A 23,120-nucleotide genomic window follows, 5' to 3' on the forward strand; every position below is an offset into this window, starting at 1 on the left:
AGGAGTGTTGACCGCCGAGGCGTTGCCCGCGGAGCTACGGCGCGCGATCGTGCAGATCGCCCGTACCCCGCGCCTGCTGGTCGCCTGCGACTACGACGGCACGTTGGCCCCCATCACCGCGAACCCGGACGAGGCGCGGCCGCTGCCTGAGTCCGTGGGCGCGTTGAGATCTCTCGCCGGCCTGCACGAAACGACCACCGCCGTGATCTCCGGCCGGGCTCTTCGGGACCTCGCGACGCTGTCGCGGCTGCCGTCCGAAGTGAACCTGGTCGGCAGTCACGGATCCGAGTTCGACATCGGCTTCATCCACGCGCTCGACGAGGACGCGAAGGCGCTGCACCGGCGGCTCGAACACGAGCTGGAACAGCTGGTGCTCGACGTGCCGGGGGTGTCGCTCGAGGTCAAGCCGGCGAGCATCGCGGTGCATGTGCGCCGCGCCGAGCACAACGCGGGCCGGCGCGTCCTCTCGGACGTGCACGAAGGCCCGGCGAAGTGGGAAGGCGTCACGACCACGGACGGCAAGGAAGTCGTCGAGCTGGCGGTCGTGAAGACCGACAAGGGCAACGCCCTCGACACCCTTCGCCACCAGGTCGGGGCCACCGCGGCGGTGTTCCTCGGCGACGACGTCACCGACGAGAAGGCGTTCGCCCGGCTGGCCGGGCCGGACCTCGGCATCAAGGTCGGCGACGGCGAATCGCTCGCCGAGTACCACGTGCCCGACACCGTCGACGTCGCGATGGTGCTCGCGTTCCTGCTGGAAGAGCGGCGCAACTGGCTCTACGGCGAGTCCGCGACGCCGATCGAGCGGCTGTCGCTGCTGGCCAACGAGCGCTCGGTCGCGCTGGTGACGCCGGACGCGAAGCTGACCTGGCTGTGCCACCCCGGCCCGGACGCCCCCGCGGTGTTCGCCGACCTGCTCGGCGGCCCCGGGGCCGGGCACTTCTCGATCAAACCGCACCGCAACGGGCTCCCGCTCGGGCAGCGGTACCTGCCGAACACGATGACGGTCGAGACCCGCTGGTCGCGGCTGCTCGTCACGGACTACCTCGAACCGGAAAGCCCCGGGCACCGCACCGACCTCGTGCGCGTGGTCTCCGGCGAAGCGGTGGCGCAGGTCGTGTTCGCGCCGCGGCCGGAATTCGGCGGCGTGCCGGTGAAGCTGGTCGCGGAGGCCGAGGGCCTGCGCGTGCTGGGCACGTCGGAGCCGTTCGTGCTGCGCTCGCCGGGGGTCGAATGGTCGATCACCTCCGACGGCCTGCAGGACACCGCGACCGCGCTCGTCCAGCCGGCTCCGGAGCAGCCGGTGGTGCTCGAATTGCGTTGCGGCACCACGGATTTCACCGCCCACGAACTGTCCGAAGTGGACCGCCGGGACCGGGCGGGCCGGTACTGGAGCGACTGGGCGGCGAAGCTCAAGCTGCCGACCGTCCAGACCGAACTGGTGCGCCGTTCCGCGCTGACCCTGCGCGGGCTGGTCAACACCGACACCGGCGGCGTGCTGGCCGCCGCGACGTCGTCGCTTCCGGAGGAGATCGGCGGGGTCCGCAACTGGGACTACCGCTACTGCTGGATCCGCGACGCCGCGATGACCGTGCGCGAGCTGGTGCACCTCGGTTCGCACGAGGAGGCCGAGGGCTACCTGAAGTGGCTGCACGGCGTGCTCGCCACGCTGGCCGGCCCGGAGCGGCTGCACCCGCTGTACACGCTGGCCGGCAGCGTCATCGGCGCGGAGGCGGTCATCGAATCGCTGCCCGGGTACGCCGGTTCGCGGCCGGTGCGCGTCGGCAACCTGGCCAACCACCAGGTGCAGCTCGACGTGTTCGGCCCGGTCGTGGAGCTGGTCGCGACGCTGGCGAAGGTCCGCGGCGAACTGCGCGACGAGGACTGGCAGATGGTCCGCGCGATGGCCGAGGCCGTCACGCGGCGCTGGAACGAGCCGGACCACGGCATCTGGGAAGAGCGGCACGTGCCGCGGCACCGGGTGTACTCGCGGGTGATGTGCTGGGTGACCATCGACCGCGCGGTGCGCCTCGGCGACGAGTACGGCCGCGGCGTCCCGGGAGCCTGGCCTCAGCTGCGCGACCGGATCAAGGCCGACGTGCTCGAGCACGGCTGGAACGACGAGGTGCAGGCGTTCACCACCGCCTACGACGGCACCGACCTCGACGCGGCGTCCCTGTTCGTGGGCCTGACCGGCCTGATCGACCCGGCGGACGAGCGGTTCCAGAAGACCGTGACGGCGATCGAGGCCGAGCTCCGCAGCGGTTCCACGGTGTACCGCTACCGGCGCGACGACGGCCTCCCCGGCGGCGAGGGCGGCTTCCACATCTGCGCGGCCTGGCTGATCGAGGCGTACCTGTGCACCGGGCGGCGCAACGAGGCCGAGGAGCTGTTCGCGCAGATCGTCGGCGCGGCGGGCCCGACCGGGCTGCTGCCGGAGCAGTTCGACCCGGTCGCGGAGCGCTCGCTCGGCAACCACCCGCAGGCGTACTCGCACATCGGCCTGATCCGGTGCGCGAATCTGCTGGCCGAGAAGGCTTGATCAGGCAAGCCCGTTAGCACGCCTCGGTGACAAGTGCCGTGAAGGCCGCCTTGCCGGAATCGCATTCCGTTAAGGTGGTCTTCACGAGCATTTGCACGTTCGTTCGGGTTGCCGGCGCGGAGGTGATGCGGTGAAGCAGTACTACGGGCAGCAGTCCGCGGAGTACGCCCCGCTGCCGCCGTTGTTCGCCGCCCGGGTGCGCGTCGCGTCCGTGGTCATCGGGGTTTCGCTGGCGATCGGCACGCTGCTCGTTTTCGGCATCACCGTGCTCGTGAACCGTCCGCTGCACGGGCACAGCCTGCCCCGCGGCCTGCTCGGTCTCGCCGCCCTGCTGCTGCCGATGCTGTCCGTGCTCGCCACCGCCGTGGTGGTGTTGTCCGCGCGCCGCTGTCTGCAGGGCGACTACCTGGTGATCGCCCGGGCCCGCGGCACGCGCGCGGCGCTGGCCGCCTGTTTCACCGCGCTGTCGATCAGCTGCCTGATCGCGCTCGGGGTGTCCGCGCTGGTGGATCTCTGGGGCAACCACGGCAAGCTCGGCTTCACCGAACTGCTCGCGACGTTCGCGAATTTCGCCATCGGCCTGATCGGCTACAGCGCCGGGCTCTGGTTCGTCCGGCCGTCGGTGAGCACGCTGGAGAAGTTCAGCGACCACCCCATCTGGTGAGGTCGTGAACGCTCGTCCGTCCTGCGGGCAAGAACAGGCATGCAGGTGACCCATGACGGTCCCGAGCCGGTGGCGACCGGCCCGCAGGACCGCCCCGACCTGGGCGGACCCGATCCGGCCCCGGCGTTCGGGCGGCTGTTCGACGCGCACGCGGCGACCATGCACCGCTACCTCGCGCGCCGCGTCGGCCCGGACACGGCGCACGACCTCGTCGCCGAGACGTTCCTCGTCGCGCTGCGCCGCCGGGAGTCGTATCAGCCGGAGCTAGGTACCGCGCGCTCGTGGCTGTACGGGATCGCGACGAACCTGCTGCGCCATCACGTCCGCAGCGAAACCCGGGCGCTGCGGGCCACCGCGCGGCTCGCGAATTCCAGCGACCGCGGCCACGGCGGGCACGACACCCGGGTCGCCGAGCAGGTGGACGCGCAGGCCCGCACGGTACAGCTGGCCGGCGCGCTCGCGAAGCTGAGCGTCGCCGATCGCGACACGCTGCTGCTGGTCTCGTGGCCGGGCTGGAACCGGTCGAAGTCGCCGAGGCGCTCGGCATCCCGCCGGGCACCGTGCGTTCGAGACTGCACCGGATCCGCAGATGGCTGCGCACCAATCCAGGCGCATCGAGCCGCGAGGAGGCGAAGGAACAGTGAACGACGACACCGTGCGGCATCTGTGGTCCGACGCCGAACTCGACGAGGCTCTCGCCGCGCTGCATCCGCACGAGGCGACCACCGACCGCGCCGAACTCGACCGGGCCCGCGCGCGCATGATGCGGGCCGCCGCGGCAGTGAGCGAATCGGATGAACCCGTTGTCCCGCAACGAAAACAGCGCTCCGGCGCGTGGCGATGGATCGCGGTCGCCGCGGCGGTCGCGCTCGTCACCGGCGGCGTGGTCGTGGTGCGGGAACTGGCCAGCGCACCGTCGACGCTGGCTCCCGCGGGCCCAGGCTCCGCTACGGACGGCCGCGAAGCGGGCGCGCCGTTCAACCACGTCGTGACCAAGTACAGCCGCACCGCGTTGGTGAACGGGACCAGTGTGTTCAGGGTTCGGGACCAGGTGGACCTGTGGATCCCGGCCGACCCGACCGGAATCTGGAAACGCCGCTGGACCCGGGCCGAACCGCCGACGCTGCTCGGCGGGGAGCCCCGGGACAGCGCGAAATTGCCCGGGCCGTCCCAGGCCGAGCAGTCCGCGCCCGGCGGGCGGTTCACGCCCGACTTCCGCGTTCCCAGCGGAGATTCACCCGCCGGCACTGTGGGCTGGTCCCTGCCGACCCCGGAATTCGTCGCGAGCCTGCCGACCGACCCCAACAGCCTGGCCAATCGCCTCCTGAAGGACCGCATCCCTCCGGCGCTGTCGCCCATCGGCGACGGGCCACTGCCACAGCCGTTGGCTTACGGCACTCCGAAGGTCCCTAGCCGCATCAGCTATCCGTCGGCGACCGGGATGATCCTGAACGTGCTCGCTTCCGGGTACGCGTCGCGCGAGCTGCGGGTCGCCTTCATGAAAGCGATGGACGACCCGACGCTCGGCTTCCAGCGGGTGCAGACCGGTCCGGGCTTCACGCAGTACGCGGTGTTCACCGGCCCGTACAAAATGCTCGTCTCAGTCGACGCGACGCGGCTTCAGCTCACCGACATCCAGGTGCTCTCCACGAGCACCGTCACCGGCTTCGCGCCCGGCACCTTGGTCAGCTCCGCCCAGTTCTCCTCCGAGACGACCGATCGGGCGGGAGACTGATCATTTCGCGTGATTCGCCGCGTTGAGCGCGCTCGCCACGTCGGGCACCTCCAGCACCCGGATGCCGTCCGGGAGCTTGCCGGAATCCGGCGGCACCAACGCGTGCGTGAAGCCCAGCCGGGCCGCCTCGGCCAGCCGGCGGGCGACGTTCGGCACCCGCCGGATTTCGCCCGCCAGCCCGACTTCGCCCACCGCCACCAATCGCGGCGACAGGGCCACGTCGTGCAGTGAGGAGGTCAGCGCGAGCACCAGCGCCAGGTCGATCGCGGGCTCGGTGATCTTCATGCCGCCGACCGTGGCGACGTAGACGTCCTTGTCGCCCAGCTTCATCCGGCCGCGTTTTTCCATCACGGCGAGCACCATGGCGATCCGCGCCGAATCGAGGCCGCTCACCGCGCGTCGCGGCTGCGGCATCCCGCTGCTCGACACCAGCGCCTGCACCTCGCCCAGCAGCGGCCGTTTCCCTTCGACCGCGACGGTGACCGCGGTGCCCGGCACCGGCTCCGCCGTCCGGCTCAGGAACAGGCCGGACGGGTCCGGCACGCCGACGATGCCTTCCTCGGTGAGCTCGAAACAGCCGATCTCGTCCGCCGCGCCGAACCGGTTCTTGATGCCGCGCACCATCCGCAGCGTGGAATGCTTGTCGCCCTCGAATTGCAGCACCACGTCCACCAGGTGCTCCAGCACGCGCGGACCGGCGACCGACCCGTCCTTCGTGACATGTCCCACGAGCACGACCGGCAGCCCGCGTTCCTTGGCCAGCGCGACGAGCCCGGAGGTGACCGCGCGGACCTGCGTCACCCCGCCCGGCGAGCCCTCGACCTGCGGCGACGCCATGGTCTGGACCGAATCGACGATCAGCACGCCCGGCTTCACCGCGTCGACGTGCCCGAGGATCGCGGACAGGTCGCTCTCCGCGGCGAGGTACATCTCACCGTGCACATTGCCGGTGCGCTCGGCGCGCAGCCGGACCTGTCCCGCGGATTCCTCGCCCGTGACGTACAGCGAACGCCCGGCCGTGACCGCCCATTGATAGGCGACTTCGAGCAGCAGCGTGGACTTGCCGACCCCGGGTTCGCCCGCCAGCAGCGCGACCGCGCCGGGCACGAGCCCGCCGCCGAGCACGCGGTCCAGCTCCGGCACGCCGGTGGCCTTCGCCCGGGCCGCCTCGACGTCCACCTCGGCGATCGGCCTCGCGGGCGCGCTCGGCGCTCCGGCGGCCACCCGCGCGATCGCCGGTTTCGCGGAGCCGCGCTCCTCGAGCGTGCCCCACGCCTGGCATTCCGGGCAGCGGCCGAGCCACTTAGCCGTTTCGTACCCGCATTCCGCGCACCGGTGGACGGTGTTGCTCTTCTTCACCACGCCGCGAGGCTATCGGCGGGCACCGACAGAAACGCGGCGGCGATCAGGAGCGCGGGTGCGCCGGCGCGGCGACCGGCAGCTCGACCACGATCGGGCCGGCGTTCTGGAAGGTGAAGGTGACCTTGATCGTCGCGCCCGGCCACAGCGGCTGCTTGAGGCCCTGCAGCACGACCTTGCCGGTGCCGAGCTGGCTCGCCGCGCCGCCGTTCTCGCCCGCCTGCGGCGCGTTCGACGCCGAGTTGGGGGCGGAGTTCGACGCGCTGTTCGAGGCCGAGCCCGGGGCCGAGCTGGGCGCGCCGTTGGCGGCCGAGTTGGTCTCGGAGGCCGGCGTGCTGTTGGCCGATTCCGGCTGCGCCGGAGCGCCCTGCTCGACCGCGTCGGCCGGGCCGATCACGAGCGAGTGGCCGGCGACGATGGCCGAGTCGCCGGAAATCTGGGCGGGCCCGGTTGCGCCCTCGGACGTCACGGAGACGAGCTTGTCGTCCTTCTGGCCCTGGTTGACGACAGTCAGCGTGAGCGGGGCGGGCGAACCGGCCGCGTAGCCGGGGCCCTGCGCCGGGTACTGCACCGCGACGTTGCGGAGCACGATCGTCTTCACCTGGGCGTAGGTGCCGTTGACGGCGGGCTGCTGGGTGTCGGTCTGGGTGATCTGACCGGCTCCGCAACCGGCGAGCACGAGTGCGGCGCCGAGCGCCGACACGCCTGCGCCGAGCACGCGGCGATTCTGCAGCCTCACGTCAGAGTCCTTCCCTTTCACGGCCTCGTCCTTCCCGAAGACTAGCCGGGCGGTTCTTCGCGCGCGGAACCGGTGTGCGTTCCCGGCCGATCGACTGTCCACAAAGGATCCCACGGTGCCGGTCGGGGCGCTGTCGGCTCACCTGCATGAGCACGGCGAAAACCGGTTTGTCAAGCCCTGCTCAGGCCGCTGACCTGCGACGACGATCCCGGGTCGCTAGGTGGCCGCCGAACAGCCGTGATAGGATGGAGTCAGCGAAAGGGGCAGAGGACACATGGTTTTCAAGGTCGGAGAGACCGTCGTCTACCCGCACCACGGTGCCGCACTCATCGAAGCCATCGAGACCCGCGTGATCAAGGGCGAGGAAAAGAAGTACCTCGTCCTCAAAGTCGCGCAAGGGGATCTTACGGTTCGCGTGCCCGCTGACAACGCCGAGATCGTCGGCGTACGCGATGTCGTCGGGCAAGAAGGACTGGACAAGGTCTTCGATGTTCTGCGTGCTCCGCACACCGAAGAGCCCACGAACTGGTCTCGTCGGTACAAGGCCAACCTGGAGAAGCTCGCCTCGGGCGATGTGAACAAGGTGGCCGAAGTGGTGCGCGACCTCTGGCGGCGAGAAAAGGACCGCGGACTTTCAGCCGGCGAGAAACGCATGCTGGCGAAGGCACGGCAAATCCTGGTCAGCGAGCTCGCGCTCGCGGAGGGCACCGACGAGGGCAAGGCGGAAACGCTCCTCGACGAGGTTCTAGAGACCGCGACGGTCTGACCCTGGGTCCTCCGGTTCGCCGCCGAGGCAACCGGTTCCCTACGATCACGACCTGATGAACCCACAGGTGCTCAGTGTCGCGTTCGTGACTGTCGCGCACCGTCCGGCCGATCCCGAGCTCGCGCTCACGGCGGTCGGTGGTGCAGCACTACTCACGCACACCGTGCGGGGGCTGCTCGGCACACCGGAGATCGATCTGGTGGTCGCCGCAGCCCCCGAGCGGTGTGCGAAGTCGTTTTCAGAGGCTCTGAGCGGCCTCGATTGCCGGGTCGTTCCCGGCGCTTCGCTCCGGCAGGCATTCGCCGCCGTCGAGCCGCTTCTTTCCCCCGACGCCGTCGTGCTGGTGCACGACGCGCTGCGGGCGTTCACTCCACAACGGACGGTCCAGCGCGTGCTGGCCGCGGTCCGGGACGGCGCGCCCGTCGCGGTTCCGGTGCTGCCGATGTCCGACACGGTGAAAACCACTGACGAAACCGGAATTGTCACCGCCACGGTGGATCGCGACGGACTCCGCAGCGCACAAACCCCGGTTGGTTTTTCCCTTTCCGCATTCCGCTCCGCGCTCGCCGATTCCGCTGACCCCGGTCTCGCCGACACCGCGGGCGCGGCCACCGTCCCCGGCGATCCGGACGCGATGCGCGTCGCGAGCGCCTTCGAACTGACCCTCGCCGAGGCGCTCGTCGCGGGCGGGGACCGAGAGGACCCCCTGTGACCGATCTGCGGGTAGGCAACGGCGTCGACGTCCATCCGGTCGAGCCGGGCCGGGAATGCTGGATGGCCGGCTTGCAGTGGCCCGGAGTCGACGGCTGTGCGGGCCACTCGGACGGCGACGTCGCGGCGCACGCCCTGTGCGACGCCCTGCTGTCCGCCGCCGGTCTCGGCGACCTCGGGGCGGTATTCGGCACCGGCGATCCGCGCATGGACGGCGCGCACGGCACCGACATGCTCGTGGAGGTGCGCGCGTTGCTGCGGGCGGAGGGCTGGCAGGTAGCCAACGCGACCGTGCAGGTCATCGGCAACCACCCGCGGATCGGGAAGCGGCGCGACGAGGCGCAGCAGGTGCTGAGCGACGCGATCGGCGGGCCGGTGAGCGTCTCGGGGACGACGTCGGACGGGCTCGGGCTCACCGGTCGCGGCGAGGGCATCGCGGCGGTCGCGACCGCGCTGCTGGTGCGCGGCTGAGCGAAATGCGCTCGTGCGGGAAATCGTGATATTCCATTTTCCCGGATACTTGACCAGCGAGAACAACACGGCCCGGGAAAACGATCTTCGCCGATCGGGCAAAGATCTCCGCTAACTTCTGCGCGGCTACCGGCGGCTCATTATAGTTATTCCGCGACGTTTGCGGCGGCAGGGAGCGGGGCCGCCCGGGCCAAAGGGGGACGATGCCCGTCGATGCGCATCGCTTGTCCGGAGTACGTTCGATCACCGGAAGGCTGGTCGAAGAACTGCTGAGCCGTCCGGGAGGACAGAGCAGACCACTGCCGATCGCGGTGGCGCTAGGCGTGCGCGGCTCCGGGAAGTCAGCGCTGCTGGAGGAATTGCGCACCCGCTGCGAGGACATCCCGCACGCGCTCGTCGATTTCGAGCGACGCGACTGGGAGCAGATTCAACCGAGGGAACTGCTGGGCCACTTGGCTTTCGATCTCGGCAGGCAATGGCGGCAATTCGGCCGTATCGCGTTTCCCCGGCTGTGGCTATGCATGCTCGTGCTCAGCGCGCCGGTCGAACTCGGCGACCGCAGGGCCGCGCTGCGCAAGCTCCGGGACCTGATCGCGAAAAACCAGCCGCTGGAACGCAATCGCGACGCGATCGTGGACGTCGTCAAGCTCGTCGGCGGGGTCACCTCCGGCAACAGCCTTCCCGGCTGGAACGAGGCGACCGAACTGCTGCTGCGCGGGCTCAGCTGGTACGACCGGCGGCGGCTGATGGGCAAGGTCAAGGCCATGCCGACCGGGCACGGCAATCACCAGGACTTCCTGATCGAGATCGCCAAGCACGCGCACGGCGACGAGGACGACCGGGCGGCGGTCGACGCGATCATCTGCGACGCGTTCCTCGCCGATCTGCGCCGCGCGTACTCCGGCCTCTCCGGCACCCGCCGGACGATGAATTGCCTGGTATTGCTGGACAACGCGCACACGAAGGGCGGGCAGGACTTCTTGCGCGCGCTCGCCGAATCGCGCAGGCACACGCCGGACGAGGCCGATCCGCTGGTGGTGATCGCGACGAGCCGGACGTGGAATCCGGACTGGGGCGAAAGCTGGTCGATGGTCACCGCGCATCCCGCCAGCGACCGGGAAATCCGCCGGAACCCGGAGCATCGGACGAGCGGTCTCGAATGGCCGGTGCCGCGGCTGCCCGCGCACGTGGAGACCGATTGGATCCCCGGCCAGCCGGACAACCGCTGGTCTCCGTGGTACCTGCTGGAACTCGGCGCGCTTTCCAGCGGCGACGTCGTCGATGTCGCCGCCGCGCACGACGTGCATCCGACGTCGCGGCTGCCGCGATTCCTGTCCCGGCTCACCGACGGACATCCCGGCGCAGTGCGGGAGGTGCTGCACACTGTCGCCGCGCGGTATGAGCCTTCCAACCCGAACACATTGCGGGAAGCCTTGTACACCAAGGTAACCGCGGAAGACGGCAGCGATTCCACTTTGCTCGCCGAGATGTGCGACTACCTGCTGCAGGACTTTTCGACCGCGAGCCGCCAGGAACTCGTCACCGCGAGCGCCGCGGTCGACGTGGAAATGCTGTTCCACAAGGAAATTCTTGATCTGCGCAACCCGATGGGCGAGGGACCGCTGTTCAAGCAGCTCGCCGACCAGCTGTGGCTGCGGGCGGATCCGGACGATCCGTCGCGCTACGTCCTGCACCCGTGGCTGCGCCGGCTGCTGCTGCGGAAGCTGGCCACGCGCGCCGACGATCACCCGTTGAGCTGGGAGAAGGTGCACACCCGCTGCCGCGATTTCTACGAGAAGAACGGCCGGGTCGCCGCCGCGCGCTACCACGATCTGGCGCTCGAAAACGTCGACGCGGTCGTGACGCATCTGTGCAAGCCGCTCGCCGCAGCGCACGCCGAGTTCGACGTGCCGACCGCGGAGGCGTGGCTCGCCGAACTGGACACGATCACCGCCGCGCCCAACCGCCTGGTCGAGAACGCGGATCCGTACACGCAGGTGCAGCAGCACGTCGGGGAATGGCAAGGCGAACTGGAGACCACCGTGGCGTGGCTGGTCGTTTCGCTGTGGCTGGCGCGCGATCCGCTCGGTGACCCGGGCGGCACCCTCAACGCCACGATCGAGAGCGGATTCCACCATCTGGCCCAAGGCCGGGGACGAGGATCGATGCTGCTGCACGAGCGAGCGGAGCGCTACCGATGACGCAACGGATCAAGCCGCCGAGGCCGACCTGGGCGAAGTGGCTGTGGGGCGGCGGCGCTGCGCTGCTGGTCGCGGTCATCGTCGTCGCGGCGTTCGTCGTGGTCCCGGCGATCAGCGAGGCGAATCGCACGTGCGGTGCCGGCGTCGAGGAGCGCGGTGAGAATTCCGAATGCATCGGCACGACTGACGGCGAATTCGTGTTCTCACCCGACCTCGCTGATGTGGAAAACAGAATTCATCAGGAAAATACCGAAACCGTCGGCTCCGGCAAACCGTACGTGACGATCGCGGTGCTGCTGCCGATGACGCTCACCGACCACGACATTCTTTCCCGCGAATGGGTGCGGCATCAGCTCGAAGGAGCGTATGTCGCACAGCACCGGGCCAACAAAACGCAGTCGTGGGGCAGCGTGCCGCTCATCCGGCTGCTGCTCGCGAACCCCGGCAGCCAGCTCAAACAGTGGGAGCCGGTGGTCGACGACCTGATCGGCCGCACCGGAGCGGACCGGATCGTGGGCGTGACCGGGATCGGGCTGAGCCTCGACACCGCGCGGGGCGCCATCCAGAAACTGTCCGACCACCGCGTCCCGGTCGTCGCCTCGCACCTGGCCGCCGACGAGTTCTCGCAGATCCCCGGGTTCCTGCGGGTGTCCCCGACCAGCTCGACATACGGCAGTTCGATGGCCGGCTACGTGAAGCCGACCGCGCACACCGCCACCGTCGTGCAGGACCAGAACCCCGGCGATCTCTACCCGAAGACGCTGGCCACGGCGTTCACCAAGACGTTCGCCGACGCCACGCACCGGATCGTCGGGCGCACCGAGTCCTACGACTCCAGCCTGCCCGGCATCGAGAACACGTTCCTGCAGATGATGCCCAACATCTGCGGCGACAACCCGGACGTCGTCTACTTCGCCGGCCGCGAGGACCACCTGAAGTCGTTCGTCGCGCAGCTCGCCCAGCGACCGTGTCTCGACAAGCACCTGACTGTGCTGACCGGCGACCTCGCCCAGGTCGGCCCGCCCGGTCCGGAAATGCGCCGCGGCCTCCAGGCGAACGTCACCGTGCTCGCGCCCGGGCTCGCGCACCCGCAGGCCTGGCGCGACCATCCGGAGTCGTTCAACAAGGCGGCCGTCGCGAGCTTCGAAGAACCAGGGTGCGATGGCTGCTTCACGGCGGTCTTCCCCCGGGAGCGGCTGGACGACGGCATCGCGATCCTGGCGCACGACGCGCTGCTGACCGTGGTCTGGGCCATCCGGGGCATCCCGCGGGTGTCGCCGGAGCAGGTCACCGCGCAGGACGTGCTGCAGGCCAGGAACCGGCTGCACGGACAGTCCGCGGTACCGGGAGCGAGCGGCATGATCTCGTTCGACGACCGCGGCGACCCGGTGAACAAGGCGGTGCCGATCCTGAAGGTCCGGCTCGACGCGACGCCGGAGTTCGTGGAGCTGTACGTCCCGGCTGGATGAGCTGGGGACCACAAACGGGCGGCATCGCACCCGGAATGCCCGATAGGGTTGGCGCGTGGCCATCAACGCGGTGTTGTTCGATTTCTCCGGCACTCTTTTCCGGCTTGAGCAGCAGGACGGCTGGCTCGACGACGTACGCGACGACGACGGTTCGGCGCTCGACGTCGAAGCCCAGACCGAGCTGATGCGGCGGATGACCGCGCCGGTCGAGCAGTCTGTCGAACTGGACGAGGAGCACCTGCACGCCTGGCACAACCGCGACCGCGACCCGGAGCTGCACCGGAAGGTGTACCTCGAGGTCCTGCGGCTGTCCGGCGTGCCCCGGCGCGACCAGGCCGAGGCGCTGTACGCGCAGCTCATCGCGCCTGACCAGTGGACGCCGTACCCGGACACCGAGGCCGCGCTGAAGGCCGTCGCGAGCAGCGGGCGCAAGGCGGGCGTGCTGAGCAACATCGCGTTCGACATCCGGCCCGCGTTCGGCCAGCGCGGCTGGGACGCGCACGTCGCCGAATTCACCCTGTCCTTCGAGGTCGGAGCCGTGAAGCCGGAGCCGGAGATCTTCCAGACGGCCATCGAGCGGCTCGGCGTGCGCGCCGAGGAGACGCTGATGGTCGGCGACAGCGAAGAGGCCGACGGCGGCGCCCGTGCGCTGGGCTGCCAGTTCGCCCTGGTCGACCCGCTGCCCACGGCGGAACGGCCGGACGCGCTGCTAGGCGTGTTGCGGGAGCACGGCGTGCTCTGACGTCTGCGACGTCTCCCACAGTGCTCCCGGTACCCTTTACCTCGTGGCTTTGCACCTGTACGACACCGCGACCCGTGCCCCCCGGGAGTTCTCTCCCGTCCGCAGCGGAACGGCGTCGATCTACGTGTGTGGGGCCACCGTGCAGGGAGTACCGCATATCGGGCACGTCCGGGGCATGCTGAATTACGACGTGCTCCGCCGCTGGCTGCTCCACAGTGGACTGGACGTGCTGCTGGTCCGCAACGTCACCGACATCGACGACAAGATCCTCGCCAAGGCCGCCGACGCCGGACGGCCGTGGTGGGAATGGGCGGCGACGCACGAGCGTGCGTTCGAGAAGGCGTACGAGGATCTCGGCTGCCTTCCGCCGTCGGTCACGCCGCGCGCGACCGGGCACGTCACTCAGATGGTCCAGCTGATGGATCGGCTGATCGAAGCCGGGCACGCGTACGCCGTCGACGGCGACGTGTACTTCTCGGTGAAGTCGTTCCCGGAGTACGGCACGCTCTCCGGGCAGCAGCTCGACGAGGTCCAGCAGGGCGAGACGCCCACCCGCGGCAAGCGTGATTCGCGCGACTTCACCCTGTGGAAGAGCGCGAAGCCGGGCGAGCCGTCGTGGCCCACGCCGTGGGGCGACGGGCGGCCTGGCTGGCACCTGGAGTGCTCGGCGATGGCGACCAACTACCTCGGCGCCGAGTTCGACATCCACGGCGGCGGCGTCGACCTGGTGTTCCCGCACCACGAGAACGAGCGCGCGCAGTCGAACGCGGCCGGCGACGGGTTCGCCCGCTACTGGCTGCACAACGCGTGGGTGACCATGTCCGGCGAGAAGATGTCGAAGTCGCTGGGCAACACGGTCGCGATCCCGGCGATGCTGGAGCGCTACCGTGCGCCCGAACTGCGCTACTACCTGGTGCAGCCGCACTACCGGTCCACGGTCGAGTACTCCGAGGGCGCGGTTTCCGAAGCCGCGCAGGGCTACCGGCGGATCGAGGCGTTCCTGCGCCGGGCGGAGTCGGCGGGCACGGTCTCGGCGGGCGAGGTTCCGGCGGAGTTCGCCGCGGCGATGGACGACGACCTGGCCACCCCGGCGGCGTTCGCCGTGGTGCACAACACGGTCCGCGACGGTAACGCCGCCCTCGACGGCGGCGACACCACGAAGGCACTCGAATTGGCCGGCACGGTCCGCGGGATGACCGGCGTGCTCGGCATCGACCCGCTGTCGCCGGACTGGGCGGACGGCGGCTCGGACACTCCCGTCCGCGACGCGCTGGGCACGCTCGTGGAAGCCCTGCTGGCCGAACGCCAGGAGGCCCGTGCGGCGAAGGACTTCGCCCGCGCGGACGCCGCCCGCGACCGTCTCGTGGCGGCCGGGATCGCGGTGGAAGACACCCCGAACGGTCCGCAATGGACAGTCAGGAACTCCTGACTTCCTTCGCGGCAGCAGAGATTGAGGATTCATGGCAGGCAACTCACAGCGCAAAGGTGCCATCCGCAAGACCGGCACCAAGAAGGGCGCCGTCGTCGGTTCGGGCGGGCAGCGGCGCAAGGCGCTCGAGGGCAAGGGCCCGACCCCGAAGGCCGAGGACCGGCCCGGGCACAAGGCGTACCGCGCTGCCAACGCCGCCACCAAGCGTGACCAGGCCCGGCAGAAGAAGGCCGACCGGCCGGAGCTGATCGCCGGCCGCAACCCGGTCGTCGAGGCGCTGCGCGCGGACGTGCCGGGCACGGCGCTGTACGTCGCGCTCAACATCGACATCGACGACCGGGTCAACGAGGCCGTCCGGCTCGCGGGCGACAAGGGCATCTCGATCCTGGAGATCCCGCGCGAGGAGCTGGACCGCAAGACCAACCGCGCGATGCACCAGGGCCTCGGCCTGCAGGTGCCGCCGTTCGAGTACGCGCACCCGGACGACCTGATGGAGGCCGCGCGCGACTCGGGCAACACCCCGCTGTTCGTCGCGCTCGACGGCGTCACCGACCCGCGCAACCTGGGCGCGGTGATCCGGTCCGCCGCGGCGTTCGGTGCGCAGGGCGTGCTGCTGCCGGAACGCCGCAGCGCCGGAATGACCGCGGTCGCGTGGCGTACCAGCGCCGGCACCGCGGCGAAGCTGCCGATCGCGGTCGCCACGAACCTCACCCGCCAGCTGCGCGCGTGGGCTTCGAAGGGCCTGATGATCGTCGGCCTCGACGCGGACGGCACGGTCGACATCGACGCCCTCGACCTGGCAGCGGACCCGCTGGTCATCGTGCTCGGCTCGGAAGGCCGCGGCCTTTCGCGGCTGGTCCGCGAGACCTGCGACGCGACAGTGTCGATCCCGATGGCGGCAGGCGTGGAATCGCTGAACGCCTCGGTCGCCGCCGGCGTGCTGCTGGCCGAGGTCGCCCGCCGCCGCCGGATCGCCGGACGCGTCTGATTTCACTGGAATCACCGGCCTGTTATCGTCGATAACATGCCCGACGACGCCCGCGCCCGGATCATCGCCGCCGCCCTGGACCTGCTGTCCACCGGCGGCCCGGACGCGGTGTCGACCCGCGCGGTGAGCTCCGCGGCAGGCGTCCAGCCGCCGACGATTTATCGACTGTTCGGCGACAAGGACGGCCTGCTGGACGCCATCACCGTCCAGGGCTACGCGGACTATCTGGAAGCGAAAACGGCCCAGCCCCCCGCAGACGATCCGCTCGAGGACCTGCGGCGGGGCTGGGACCAGCACCTGGAGTTCGGCCTGGCCAACCCCGCGTTGTACCGGCTGATGACCACCCGTCCCGGTCCTTCTCCCGCGCTGGAGAAGTCGCTGGAGATCCTCTCGGCCCGAGTCAGCCGCATCGCCTCAGCCGGACGGCTCCGAGTGCCGGAAACCCTGGCGGCGGCTTTGATCCACGCTGCCGGGTCCGGGGCGACGTTGAGCCTGATCGGCACTCCGCCGGAGTCCCGCGACCTGACGATTTCGATCGCGGCCCGAGAGGCGGTGATCGCCGCGATAAGCACGGATCGGCCGGTGTCCCGCGCCCCTGGACCGGCTGCCGCGGCGACGGCTTTGCGGGCGGTGTTGCCGCAGGTGTCGGTGTTGAGCGAGGCGGAGAAGGCGTTGATGGGCGAGTGGCTGGGCCGGATCACGGACTGAGCCCGCTCGCATCTTTTCTGGCTCAGCCCCGCATCCCCCTCAGCCCTTCAGCCCTTTCGCACTGCCGTTCTCGCGCGGCTGCCGTTCAGCTGCTCTAACTGCCGCCTTGTCTTACGGCCATCGCGCTTCCGCTCCGCCGCGACATCCGCCGCGTCCCGCACTCCCGCTTCGCGCGGCCATCGATCTCCCGCACCGCCGTGCCCCACGCTCCTGCATCGCGCAACCATCGCTCTCCTGCTCCGCCACGCCCCGCACTCCCGCATCGCACGCCAGCCGCCCTTCCACTCAGCAGCCCAACCACCGCCCCTGGTCGCCCCCGCCCGCGCCCTTGGGAACTTCCTCGACTCCCGGCCGCAGCGCAGCTTCACCCGCCCGCCCGGTTCCCCGCCGCGAGGGGCAGAATCCGCCCAAATCCGTCACCCTCGGTGATTCGTGCTGTGATCCGTCGGGCATCGCCCCGCGGAGCCACCCGCTCGGGCTAAGGTCTCCTCCGGAACCGAGGGGGTCCGTCACCGATGTCGTTCGTTTCGCCGCTGTTCTTGTGGTACTTCATGCCCGCGGTGCTGATCGCGGTCCTGGCGTGCCCGCGCAGCTGGCGCAACGGCATCGTCGCGGTCGCGAGCCTGCTGTTCTACACGATCGGCGCCGGCCCGTACCTGTTCCTGTTGCTGCTCTGCATGGCGGTGAACTTCCTCGCCGGACCGGCGCTGGAACCCAGCCCGTGGGACGTCCGCGGAAAGCGCCGGAAGCGGATCCTGATCGGCGTCATCACGCTCGACGTGCTCGTGCTCGTCATCTGGAAGTACGCCGGTTTCGCGACGCAGCAGATCGCGGCCGTCGCACACTGGTTCGGCGGCGATCTCGGCGTCGCGAACATCGTGGTGCCGATCGGCATTTCCTTCTACACCTTCCACCACATCTCGTACGTGGTGGACATCTACCGCGGCGAGCGGCACGCGCTGCGCAATCCGGTGTCGTTCGCCGCCTACATCGCGATGTTCCCGCAGCTCGTGGCGGGTCCCATCGTGCGGTACCGGGAGATCGCCGACCAGCTTCCGCAGCGGCGTTCGCACCGGCTGGACGACATCGCCGCGGGCTTCCCGAGGTTCGCGCTGGGCCTGTGCAAGAAGTCGATCATCGCCGACTCGCTCAGCCCGATGGTCGAGGCCTGCTTCTCGACCCCGGCGAACCAGATGACGTTCACGACGGCCTGGCTCGGCGCGATCGGCTACACTCTGCAGTTGTTCTTCGACTTCTCTGGTTATTCGGACATGGCGATCGGCCTGGGCCGCATGCTCGGCTTCCGGCTGCCGGAGAACTTCGCCCGCCCGTACTCGTCGGTGACGATCACGGAGTTCTGGCGCCGCTGGCACATGTCGCTGTCGCGCTGGTTCCGCGACTACGTCTACATCCCGCTGGGCGGGAACCGTTCGGGTGCTGGAAAGACGTACCGGAACCTGTCGATCGTCTTCGTGCTGACGGGTTTCTGGCACGGCGCGCAATGGACGTTCCTGATCTGGGGCTGCTACCACGGCGCGCTGCTGGTCATCGAACGCCGCTTCAACCTCGGCGACTCCCCGGCCAGCCCGGCAGCCCGCATCGCCCGCCGAGTGCTGACGCTGATCCTCGTGGTGTTCGGCTGGGTCTTCTTCCGCTCAGCCGACCTCGGCCACGCGTTGTCGATGATCGGCCACATGCTGATCCCCGACTTCGGCGGTTTGGGCGACGTCGTGGAAAGCGCGCTGACGAACCAGCGGTTGGTGATCCTGCTGCTGGCGCTGATCGTGTTCATCCTCCCGGCACACCCGGTGACCGGCCCACTGCTGGAATCGTCCCGAAGCCGCGGAGCCACGGCGCTGCGGATCGGGGTCATGACGGTGGGCCTGGTTTATGCGGCGATCTTGGTGGCTACGGGGACTTTCAGCCCGTTCCTGTACTACCAATTCTGATCACCGCGGGCGCTTCAGGCTTGCGCTCCGGCCAGAGCGCCGCCGAGAGTAAACTTCGCCCGTTGCCTAACGGAAGGCCCGGAACGATGACCGACCCGACCGAGCCGCCGGATTTGGCCTCGACTCCGAACGTGATTCCGTACGTCGACCCGCACGACGGGCCCCGACGATTGCTCACGATCGACATTTCCACGCATATTTTCCACGCCGGCGCGTACATCCCGTTCGCGGGAATCGACGGCCGGCAGTACGTCGTTTCCTGGGGCGCGGTGTCGTTCGAGATTCCCGCTGACCGCAACGTCCATGTCAGCGTGCACCTGCAGAGCAACGGCGGGGCCGGCTACACGCCGTCGCCGTTCGCGTCGATCATTTTGTACCCGAATCCGTTACCGCAGCGGCTGGCGACCCAGTTCGCACGGGCGGGCATGGGGGCGCTCGTCCCGCTACCGTAAGGGGACCACGGAGGGGGAATTATGGGTTATCCCGGCATGCCCGGGCCAACCGCACAGGCACGCAACCTCGCTCTGGTGCTCGCGGGAGTGCTCGGTCTCAGCGAGATAGTCGTGCTGTGGGCCGAAGCCGCGACCATGATCAACCACAGTTGGACCAGCGGCGGTTACGTGCATCCGCTGCTGGCCGTGCTCGGTATCGCAGTGCTGCCCGGAGCGGCATTACTCGCGACCCGCGGTCTGCGCCCGGCGCGTTTTCTCGTGGTGCCTGCGGTAGTGCAAGCGGTGGTGGCAATTGTTTCGTTGTCGCGCGTGCTCTCGCGGCACGTGCTTGCCGTCGTGGAACTTCAGACCGGGATCGCGGCCATTGTCGCCGCGCTGACGGCGATCGCGATGCTGCTGCCTCCGGTCGCCAAGATGCTCCGGGGCGCGCAACCTGCCGGGGCGGGTTACGGACCAGCGGCCTGGCCGGCACCGGGAGCGCAGTTCACTCCGCAGGGATACGCCGGGCAGGTCCCGCAAGCCGGGTACGCGCCTCAGCCGGGTGCGGCGTATCCGGGGCAGCCTGGGGTTCCTGCACAGTCCGGGTTTCCGCCGCCATCCGGGATTCCCGCGCAACCCGAGGTTCCGCCTCAGCTCGGAGGTCCTGCACAGCCCGGGTTTCCACCGCAGTCATTTCCGCTGCAGCCCGGGGTTCCCGCGCAGCCAGGGGTTCCTTCGCAGCCGGGGGTCCCCACGCAAACCGGGGTTCCGCCGCAGCCCGGAGGTCCTGCACAGTCCGGGCTTCCCCCACAGCCCTGGGCTCCGCCCCAGACTGGGCACCCAACACCGCCCTGGCCGGAGAATCCCTTGCCCCAGAACGGTTACCCGGCGCAAACCGCCCCGCCGCAGCCTGGGCACGCACCGCAGACCGGATACCCGCCCCAGCCTGGACACCCGCAACAGCCCGGCCATCCGCCCCAGCTTGGGTATCCGCAACAGCCCGAGCATCAGCCGGGCCAGGGCGGCCAGCAAGGCGGGCCGCCCTCGCACTAATCGGTCAGCGTTGGCCGTATCCCTTCAGTTTCTCCACCACATGCTCGATTTCCTCCGGCGGCAGCAGACCCGGGGTACCGGCGGAGCGGGCGAGCAGCCACACCTGGCAGACCCATTCCAATTGCTGAGCGCGGCTATACGCACTCGACAGCGAGTCGCCATAGGTGATCGTCCCGTGGTTTGCCAGGAGGCAGCCTCGGCGATCGGCCAAGGCCTCCAGCATGGCGTCGGCAAGCTCGGTGGTGCCGTAGGTCGAGTACGGGGCCACGCGGGCGGTGGGGCCGATGGCCGCGAGCATGTAGTGGATCGGCGGAACCTCAGTGACCAAAGTGGACACCGCGGTGGCGTGCACCGAATGCGTATGCACCACGGCGTTCACCGGCGCGGACTCCGGATCGGCGGCTCGGGTGTACACAGCCAGGTGCATCGGAAGTTCGCTCGTCGGTTTCAGGCTGCCGTCGACGGGGTTGCCGTCGAGGTCCACCACGGGGATGTCGGCGGGCGCGAGGGCGGCGTAGTCGACGCCGGTCGGGGTTACGGCGACCAGTTCGCCTGCCCGCGCGGACACGTTTCCTGACGTGCCGACGACCAAGCCGTCCGATGTCAGGCGGCGGGCGTACTCGCACACTGCGGCACGCTCGTTCTCCAGGATCATTCACAGCCTCCACAGTCCGCGCGCGGCAGACAGGGAAGCCTGATAGTCGGCGTAGCCGCGCTCGTAATCAGCCACATTTTCGGGCCGGGCCTCGACTGTTCGCGAGTTCGCGGCCCAGCGGTCCCGATCGTACGGCCTTCCCAACGCGTCCGCGGCCGTAAGCACAGCACCGCGGGCGCCGACGCCGGGATCGCTCGGGATCACGACCGGACGGCCGAGTACATCGGCGAAAATCTGCAGCCATTCGGGCGAGCGGACTCCTCCGCCGCAGGCGTAGAGCTGACCCGACAGGCCGGCTGCTTCAAAGCAATGCCGTGCGGCGTAAGCGATCGACTCGCAGAGCGCCCGCACCAGGTCGGCTCGGCCGGTTTCCAGGCTCAGCCCGGAGAATTGGGCGCGCGCTCCAGCGTCGACGAATGGCGCGCGTTCGCCGGAGACCGAAAGGAACGGCAGGGCGCGTACCCCGCGAGCGCCTGGCTTGCTGCTCGCCAGCAGCGGGTCGATTTCCTCGACGCTGATGCCCAGCAACTCGCAGGCCCAATCGATGCCGGCCGTACCGACCATCGCGGGCATCGCGTGCAGGTACTCGTGTTCGTCGGGAGTACACAGGAACATGCCTGCCGGTTCCGCTTCGGGGTCGAACGCGGGATCGGAGGTGAGCACCTGACAGGCGAGCGTGGTCCCGGCGGTGAGGATTCCGTCGCCCGGTTTCCGTACGCCAGCACCGATTGCGCTGGCTGGCAGGTCGAAAGGCCCTGCGGTGACGGGCAGCCCGACTGGCAGCCCGAGCAATTCGGCACCGCGCCGATCGAGCCGGAACACCGACTTCGCCGGGGCTGGTTTCGCGAACAAAGAACTGCGATGCCCCAGCCCACAGGCCTCGATCGCGCCGTCGTCATAGCTGCGCGTGGCCGGGTTCAGGAACGGCAACGACGCATCCGAAACATCGACCGTGATCTCGCCGGTAAGCCGCTGCAACACCGCGTCCACGCAGTATCCGGCCACCGCTGCGCGGTCGAGCACCTCGGGCTCATGAGTGTCCAAATAGGACATGATGGCCGCGGTGCAGCCGGGGAACATGCCGGAACCGGTGCGGCGGAAGACTTCCGCCGTCACGCCGTCGGCCTGCCATTTCGCGAGCACCGTGTTCGCCCGGCCGTCGAGCCACGAGATGGCTGGGTGCACCGCGGCACCAGTCTCGTCGCGGAGCCAGAGGCCGTCGCCCTGTCCGGTCAACGCCAACGCGGACACCGGCTCGGGCAGCTTGGCCGCGACCTCGCGCACCACCGTCGCGACCGTGCCGACGACCTGGTCGAGATCCTGCTCGACCCGGCCGCCCGGAAGGTGGTGCACCTCGGACGGCGTGCACGCGCTCGCGATGGAGCTGCCGTCCTCGTCGAACACCACGGCCTTGGTGAGCGACGTCCCGATGTCGACCCCGACAATCACGGCCGTCGCTCCAGCACCTCGGGATTCGCGAGGTTGGCGAGCTGCTCGCCGCGCGCGTACCGGCCGACCTCCGCCGCGACGATCGCGGCCGCGCGCTCGGCGGTCTGCCTGCTCGCACCGGCGAGATGCGGGGTCGCGATCACGTTGGGCGCGTCGCGCAGCGCCCAGTCCGCCGGCGGCGGCTCTACGTCGTAGACGTCCAGCGCGAGCGCGCCGAGCCGACCGGAGCGCAGAGCCTCGGGCAGCGGCGCGTAGTCGAGCAGGCCGCCGCGGGCGGTGTTCACGAGGACCGCGCCCTCCGGCAGGAGGTCGAGTTTGCTCGCGTTGATGAGGTGCCGGGTTTCCTCGGTGAGCCGCGCGTGCAAGCTCACGACGCGGCTTTGCCGGAGCAGCTCATCCAGCTCGACAAGCTGTGCGCCATCGGCCTCGACCGCGGCCCGGTCGGCGTAGGGGTCAGCCACCAGGACGTTCGCCCCGAACGCGACGAGCACCTTGGTGACCCGGGACCCGATCGCGCCGTATCCGACGAGACCGACGGTGGTGCCGCCCAGTTCGAGCCCGGCCTGGTCGTAGGCATAGTAGTCGCCGCGCCAGGTGCCGGCGAGCAGCTCGGCCGAGGACGTCGAGATCCGCCGCATCGCGGCGAGGATCATGCCGACCGCGAACTCGGCCGCCGCGCCCGCGTTGCGACCCGGCGCGTAGGTGACGGCGACACCGGCCTCGGTGGCGGCAGTGAGGTCGACGTTCACCGGCCCGCCCCGGCACACCGACACGAGCTTGAGCGCCGGCGCGGCGGCGAAGACCTTCTTGGTGAACGGAGCCATCTGCGTGACGACGGCCTCGGCACCGGCGAGTGCCTCGATCACCTGGTCCTCGGTACCGCTGGCCTCCAGCACGTTGCCGACCGGCCCGAACGGCTCGACCGGCCACGGCAGCGTCAGCTCGGCGACCTCGTGGTCGCCGCCGAGTTCCGCGCGGACGGCTCCGGCCAGCAGGCCGGGGCTGACGAAGTGGTCTCCCGCAGCGAGAATGTGCAACTCTGCTCCCTCACTCGCTCTG

General features: G+C 69.7%; 19 protein-coding genes and 1 pseudogene. 15 read left to right on the forward strand and 5 right to left on the reverse strand.

Annotated elements, in window-relative coordinates; translation table 11 throughout:
* The first annotated feature begins 7 nt into the window (after window positions 1-7).
* The 4 genes and pseudogenes from otsB to ACFXI3_RS12195 all read left to right on the forward strand — a co-directional run bounded on the left by otsB (window position 8) and on the right by ACFXI3_RS12195 (window position 4,941).
* Entirely contained in the window at window positions 8-2,542 is a 2,535-nt protein-coding gene (gene otsB / locus ACFXI3_RS12180) for a trehalose-phosphatase (protein ID WP_378399544.1), read from the forward strand.
* Window positions 2,543-2,672: 130 nt separating this feature from the next.
* A complete protein-coding gene (locus ACFXI3_RS12185) occupies window positions 2,673-3,206 on the forward strand; it encodes a hypothetical protein (RefSeq protein ID WP_378399545.1) in 534 nt (177 codons plus the stop codon).
* A gap of 39 nt (window positions 3,207-3,245) precedes the next feature.
* Window positions 3,246-3,850 (forward strand): annotated as a pseudogene (locus ACFXI3_RS12190) (RNA polymerase sigma factor).
* Window positions 3,847-4,941 carry a hypothetical protein gene (locus tag ACFXI3_RS12195; RefSeq protein WP_378399546.1) on the forward strand — a complete coding sequence of 365 codons (1,095 nt, stop codon included), beginning with the start codon at window positions 3,847-3,849 and terminating at the stop codon, window positions 4,939-4,941. Before ACFXI3_RS12190 ends, ACFXI3_RS12195 begins: the two are co-directional and overlap by 4 nt.
* Here ACFXI3_RS12195 and radA read toward each other — a convergent pair whose 3' ends face one another.
* The gene (radA, locus tag ACFXI3_RS12200) at window positions 4,942-6,303 is read right to left on the reverse strand and encodes a DNA repair protein RadA (RefSeq protein WP_344265295.1); all 1,362 of its coding nucleotides are present in this window, start codon (window positions 6,301-6,303) and stop codon (window positions 4,942-4,944) included.
* 43 nt (window positions 6,304-6,346) lie between these two features.
* Window positions 6,347-7,039 (reverse strand): hypothetical protein, encoded by a 693-nt coding sequence (locus tag ACFXI3_RS12205; RefSeq protein WP_378399547.1) that lies wholly within the window; start codon window positions 7,037-7,039, stop codon window positions 6,347-6,349.
* 274 nt (window positions 7,040-7,313) lie between these two features.
* On the opposite strand from ACFXI3_RS12205, the gene ACFXI3_RS12210 reads away from it, so the two are divergent.
* From ACFXI3_RS12210 to ACFXI3_RS12260, 11 genes are all read left to right on the forward strand, one after another.
* Window positions 7,314-7,805: a CarD family transcriptional regulator gene (locus tag ACFXI3_RS12210; RefSeq protein ID WP_009084200.1), complete on the forward strand. Its 492-nt coding sequence runs from the start codon at window positions 7,314-7,316 to the stop codon at window positions 7,803-7,805.
* A 55-nt stretch (window positions 7,806-7,860) separates the two neighbouring features.
* A complete protein-coding gene (locus ACFXI3_RS12215; protein ID WP_377926727.1) occupies window positions 7,861-8,517 on the forward strand; it encodes a 2-C-methyl-D-erythritol 4-phosphate cytidylyltransferase in 657 nt (218 codons plus the stop codon).
* Between the two features lie 5 nt (window positions 8,518-8,522).
* Window positions 8,523-8,987 carry a 2-C-methyl-D-erythritol 2,4-cyclodiphosphate synthase gene (gene ispF, locus ACFXI3_RS12220; RefSeq protein WP_344266674.1) on the forward strand — a complete coding sequence of 155 codons (465 nt, stop codon included), beginning with the start codon at window positions 8,523-8,525 and terminating at the stop codon, window positions 8,985-8,987.
* Between the two features lie 203 nt (window positions 8,988-9,190).
* Entirely contained in the window at window positions 9,191-11,188 is a 1,998-nt protein-coding gene (locus ACFXI3_RS12225) for a hypothetical protein (RefSeq protein WP_378399548.1), read from the forward strand.
* Window positions 11,185-12,657: a hypothetical protein gene (locus tag ACFXI3_RS12230; protein ID WP_344265310.1), complete on the forward strand. Its 1,473-nt coding sequence runs from the start codon at window positions 11,185-11,187 to the stop codon at window positions 12,655-12,657. Before ACFXI3_RS12225 ends, ACFXI3_RS12230 begins: the two co-directional genes overlap by 4 nt.
* Window positions 12,658-12,712: 55 nt before the next feature.
* Window positions 12,713-13,399 (forward strand): HAD family hydrolase, encoded by a 687-nt coding sequence (locus ACFXI3_RS12235; protein ID WP_344265313.1) that lies wholly within the window; start codon window positions 12,713-12,715, stop codon window positions 13,397-13,399.
* A 43-nt stretch (window positions 13,400-13,442) separates the two neighbouring features.
* Window positions 13,443-14,828: a cysteine--tRNA ligase gene (gene cysS, locus ACFXI3_RS12240; RefSeq protein ID WP_378399549.1), complete on the forward strand. Its 1,386-nt coding sequence runs from the start codon at window positions 13,443-13,445 to the stop codon at window positions 14,826-14,828.
* Between the two features lie 31 nt (window positions 14,829-14,859).
* Window positions 14,860-15,816, forward strand: a complete 957-nt coding sequence (rlmB, locus tag ACFXI3_RS12245; RefSeq protein ID WP_378399550.1) for a 23S rRNA (guanosine(2251)-2'-O)-methyltransferase RlmB — start codon at window positions 14,860-14,862, stop codon at window positions 15,814-15,816.
* A gap of 36 nt (window positions 15,817-15,852) precedes the next feature.
* Window positions 15,853-16,524, forward strand: a complete 672-nt coding sequence (locus ACFXI3_RS12250) for a TetR/AcrR family transcriptional regulator (RefSeq protein ID WP_378399551.1) — start codon at window positions 15,853-15,855, stop codon at window positions 16,522-16,524.
* Window positions 16,525-17,039: 515 nt separating this feature from the next.
* Window positions 17,040-18,473, forward strand: a complete 1,434-nt coding sequence (locus ACFXI3_RS12255; RefSeq protein ID WP_344265325.1) for an MBOAT family protein — start codon at window positions 17,040-17,042, stop codon at window positions 18,471-18,473.
* Window positions 18,474-18,559: 86 nt separating this feature from the next.
* On the forward strand, window positions 18,560-18,925 hold the full coding sequence (locus ACFXI3_RS12260) for a hypothetical protein (RefSeq protein ID WP_101437200.1): 366 nt from the start codon (window positions 18,560-18,562) through the stop codon (window positions 18,923-18,925).
* A gap of 1,036 nt (window positions 18,926-19,961) precedes the next feature.
* Here ACFXI3_RS12260 and ACFXI3_RS12265 read toward each other — a convergent pair.
* The 3 genes from ACFXI3_RS12265 to ACFXI3_RS12275 are packed head-to-tail and all read right to left on the reverse strand — an operon-like array spanning window position 19,962 to window position 23,098.
* Window positions 19,962-20,612 (reverse strand): class II aldolase/adducin family protein, encoded by a 651-nt coding sequence (locus tag ACFXI3_RS12265; protein WP_378399552.1) that lies wholly within the window; start codon window positions 20,610-20,612, stop codon window positions 19,962-19,964.
* The gene (locus ACFXI3_RS12270; RefSeq protein ID WP_378399553.1) at window positions 20,613-22,061 is read right to left on the reverse strand and encodes an FGGY family carbohydrate kinase; all 1,449 of its coding nucleotides are present in this window, start codon (window positions 22,059-22,061) and stop codon (window positions 20,613-20,615) included.
* A complete protein-coding gene (locus tag ACFXI3_RS12275; RefSeq protein ID WP_378399554.1) occupies window positions 22,058-23,098 on the reverse strand; it encodes a 2-hydroxyacid dehydrogenase in 1,041 nt (346 codons plus the stop codon). Before ACFXI3_RS12275 ends, ACFXI3_RS12270 begins: the two co-directional genes overlap by 4 nt.
* Between the last annotated feature and the right edge of the window lie 22 nt (window positions 23,099-23,120).

This window comes from Amycolatopsis sp. NPDC059235 (assembly GCF_042754125.1).
In the GTDB taxonomy this organism is placed as follows: domain Bacteria; phylum Actinomycetota; class Actinomycetes; order Mycobacteriales; family Pseudonocardiaceae; genus Amycolatopsis; species Amycolatopsis albidoflava.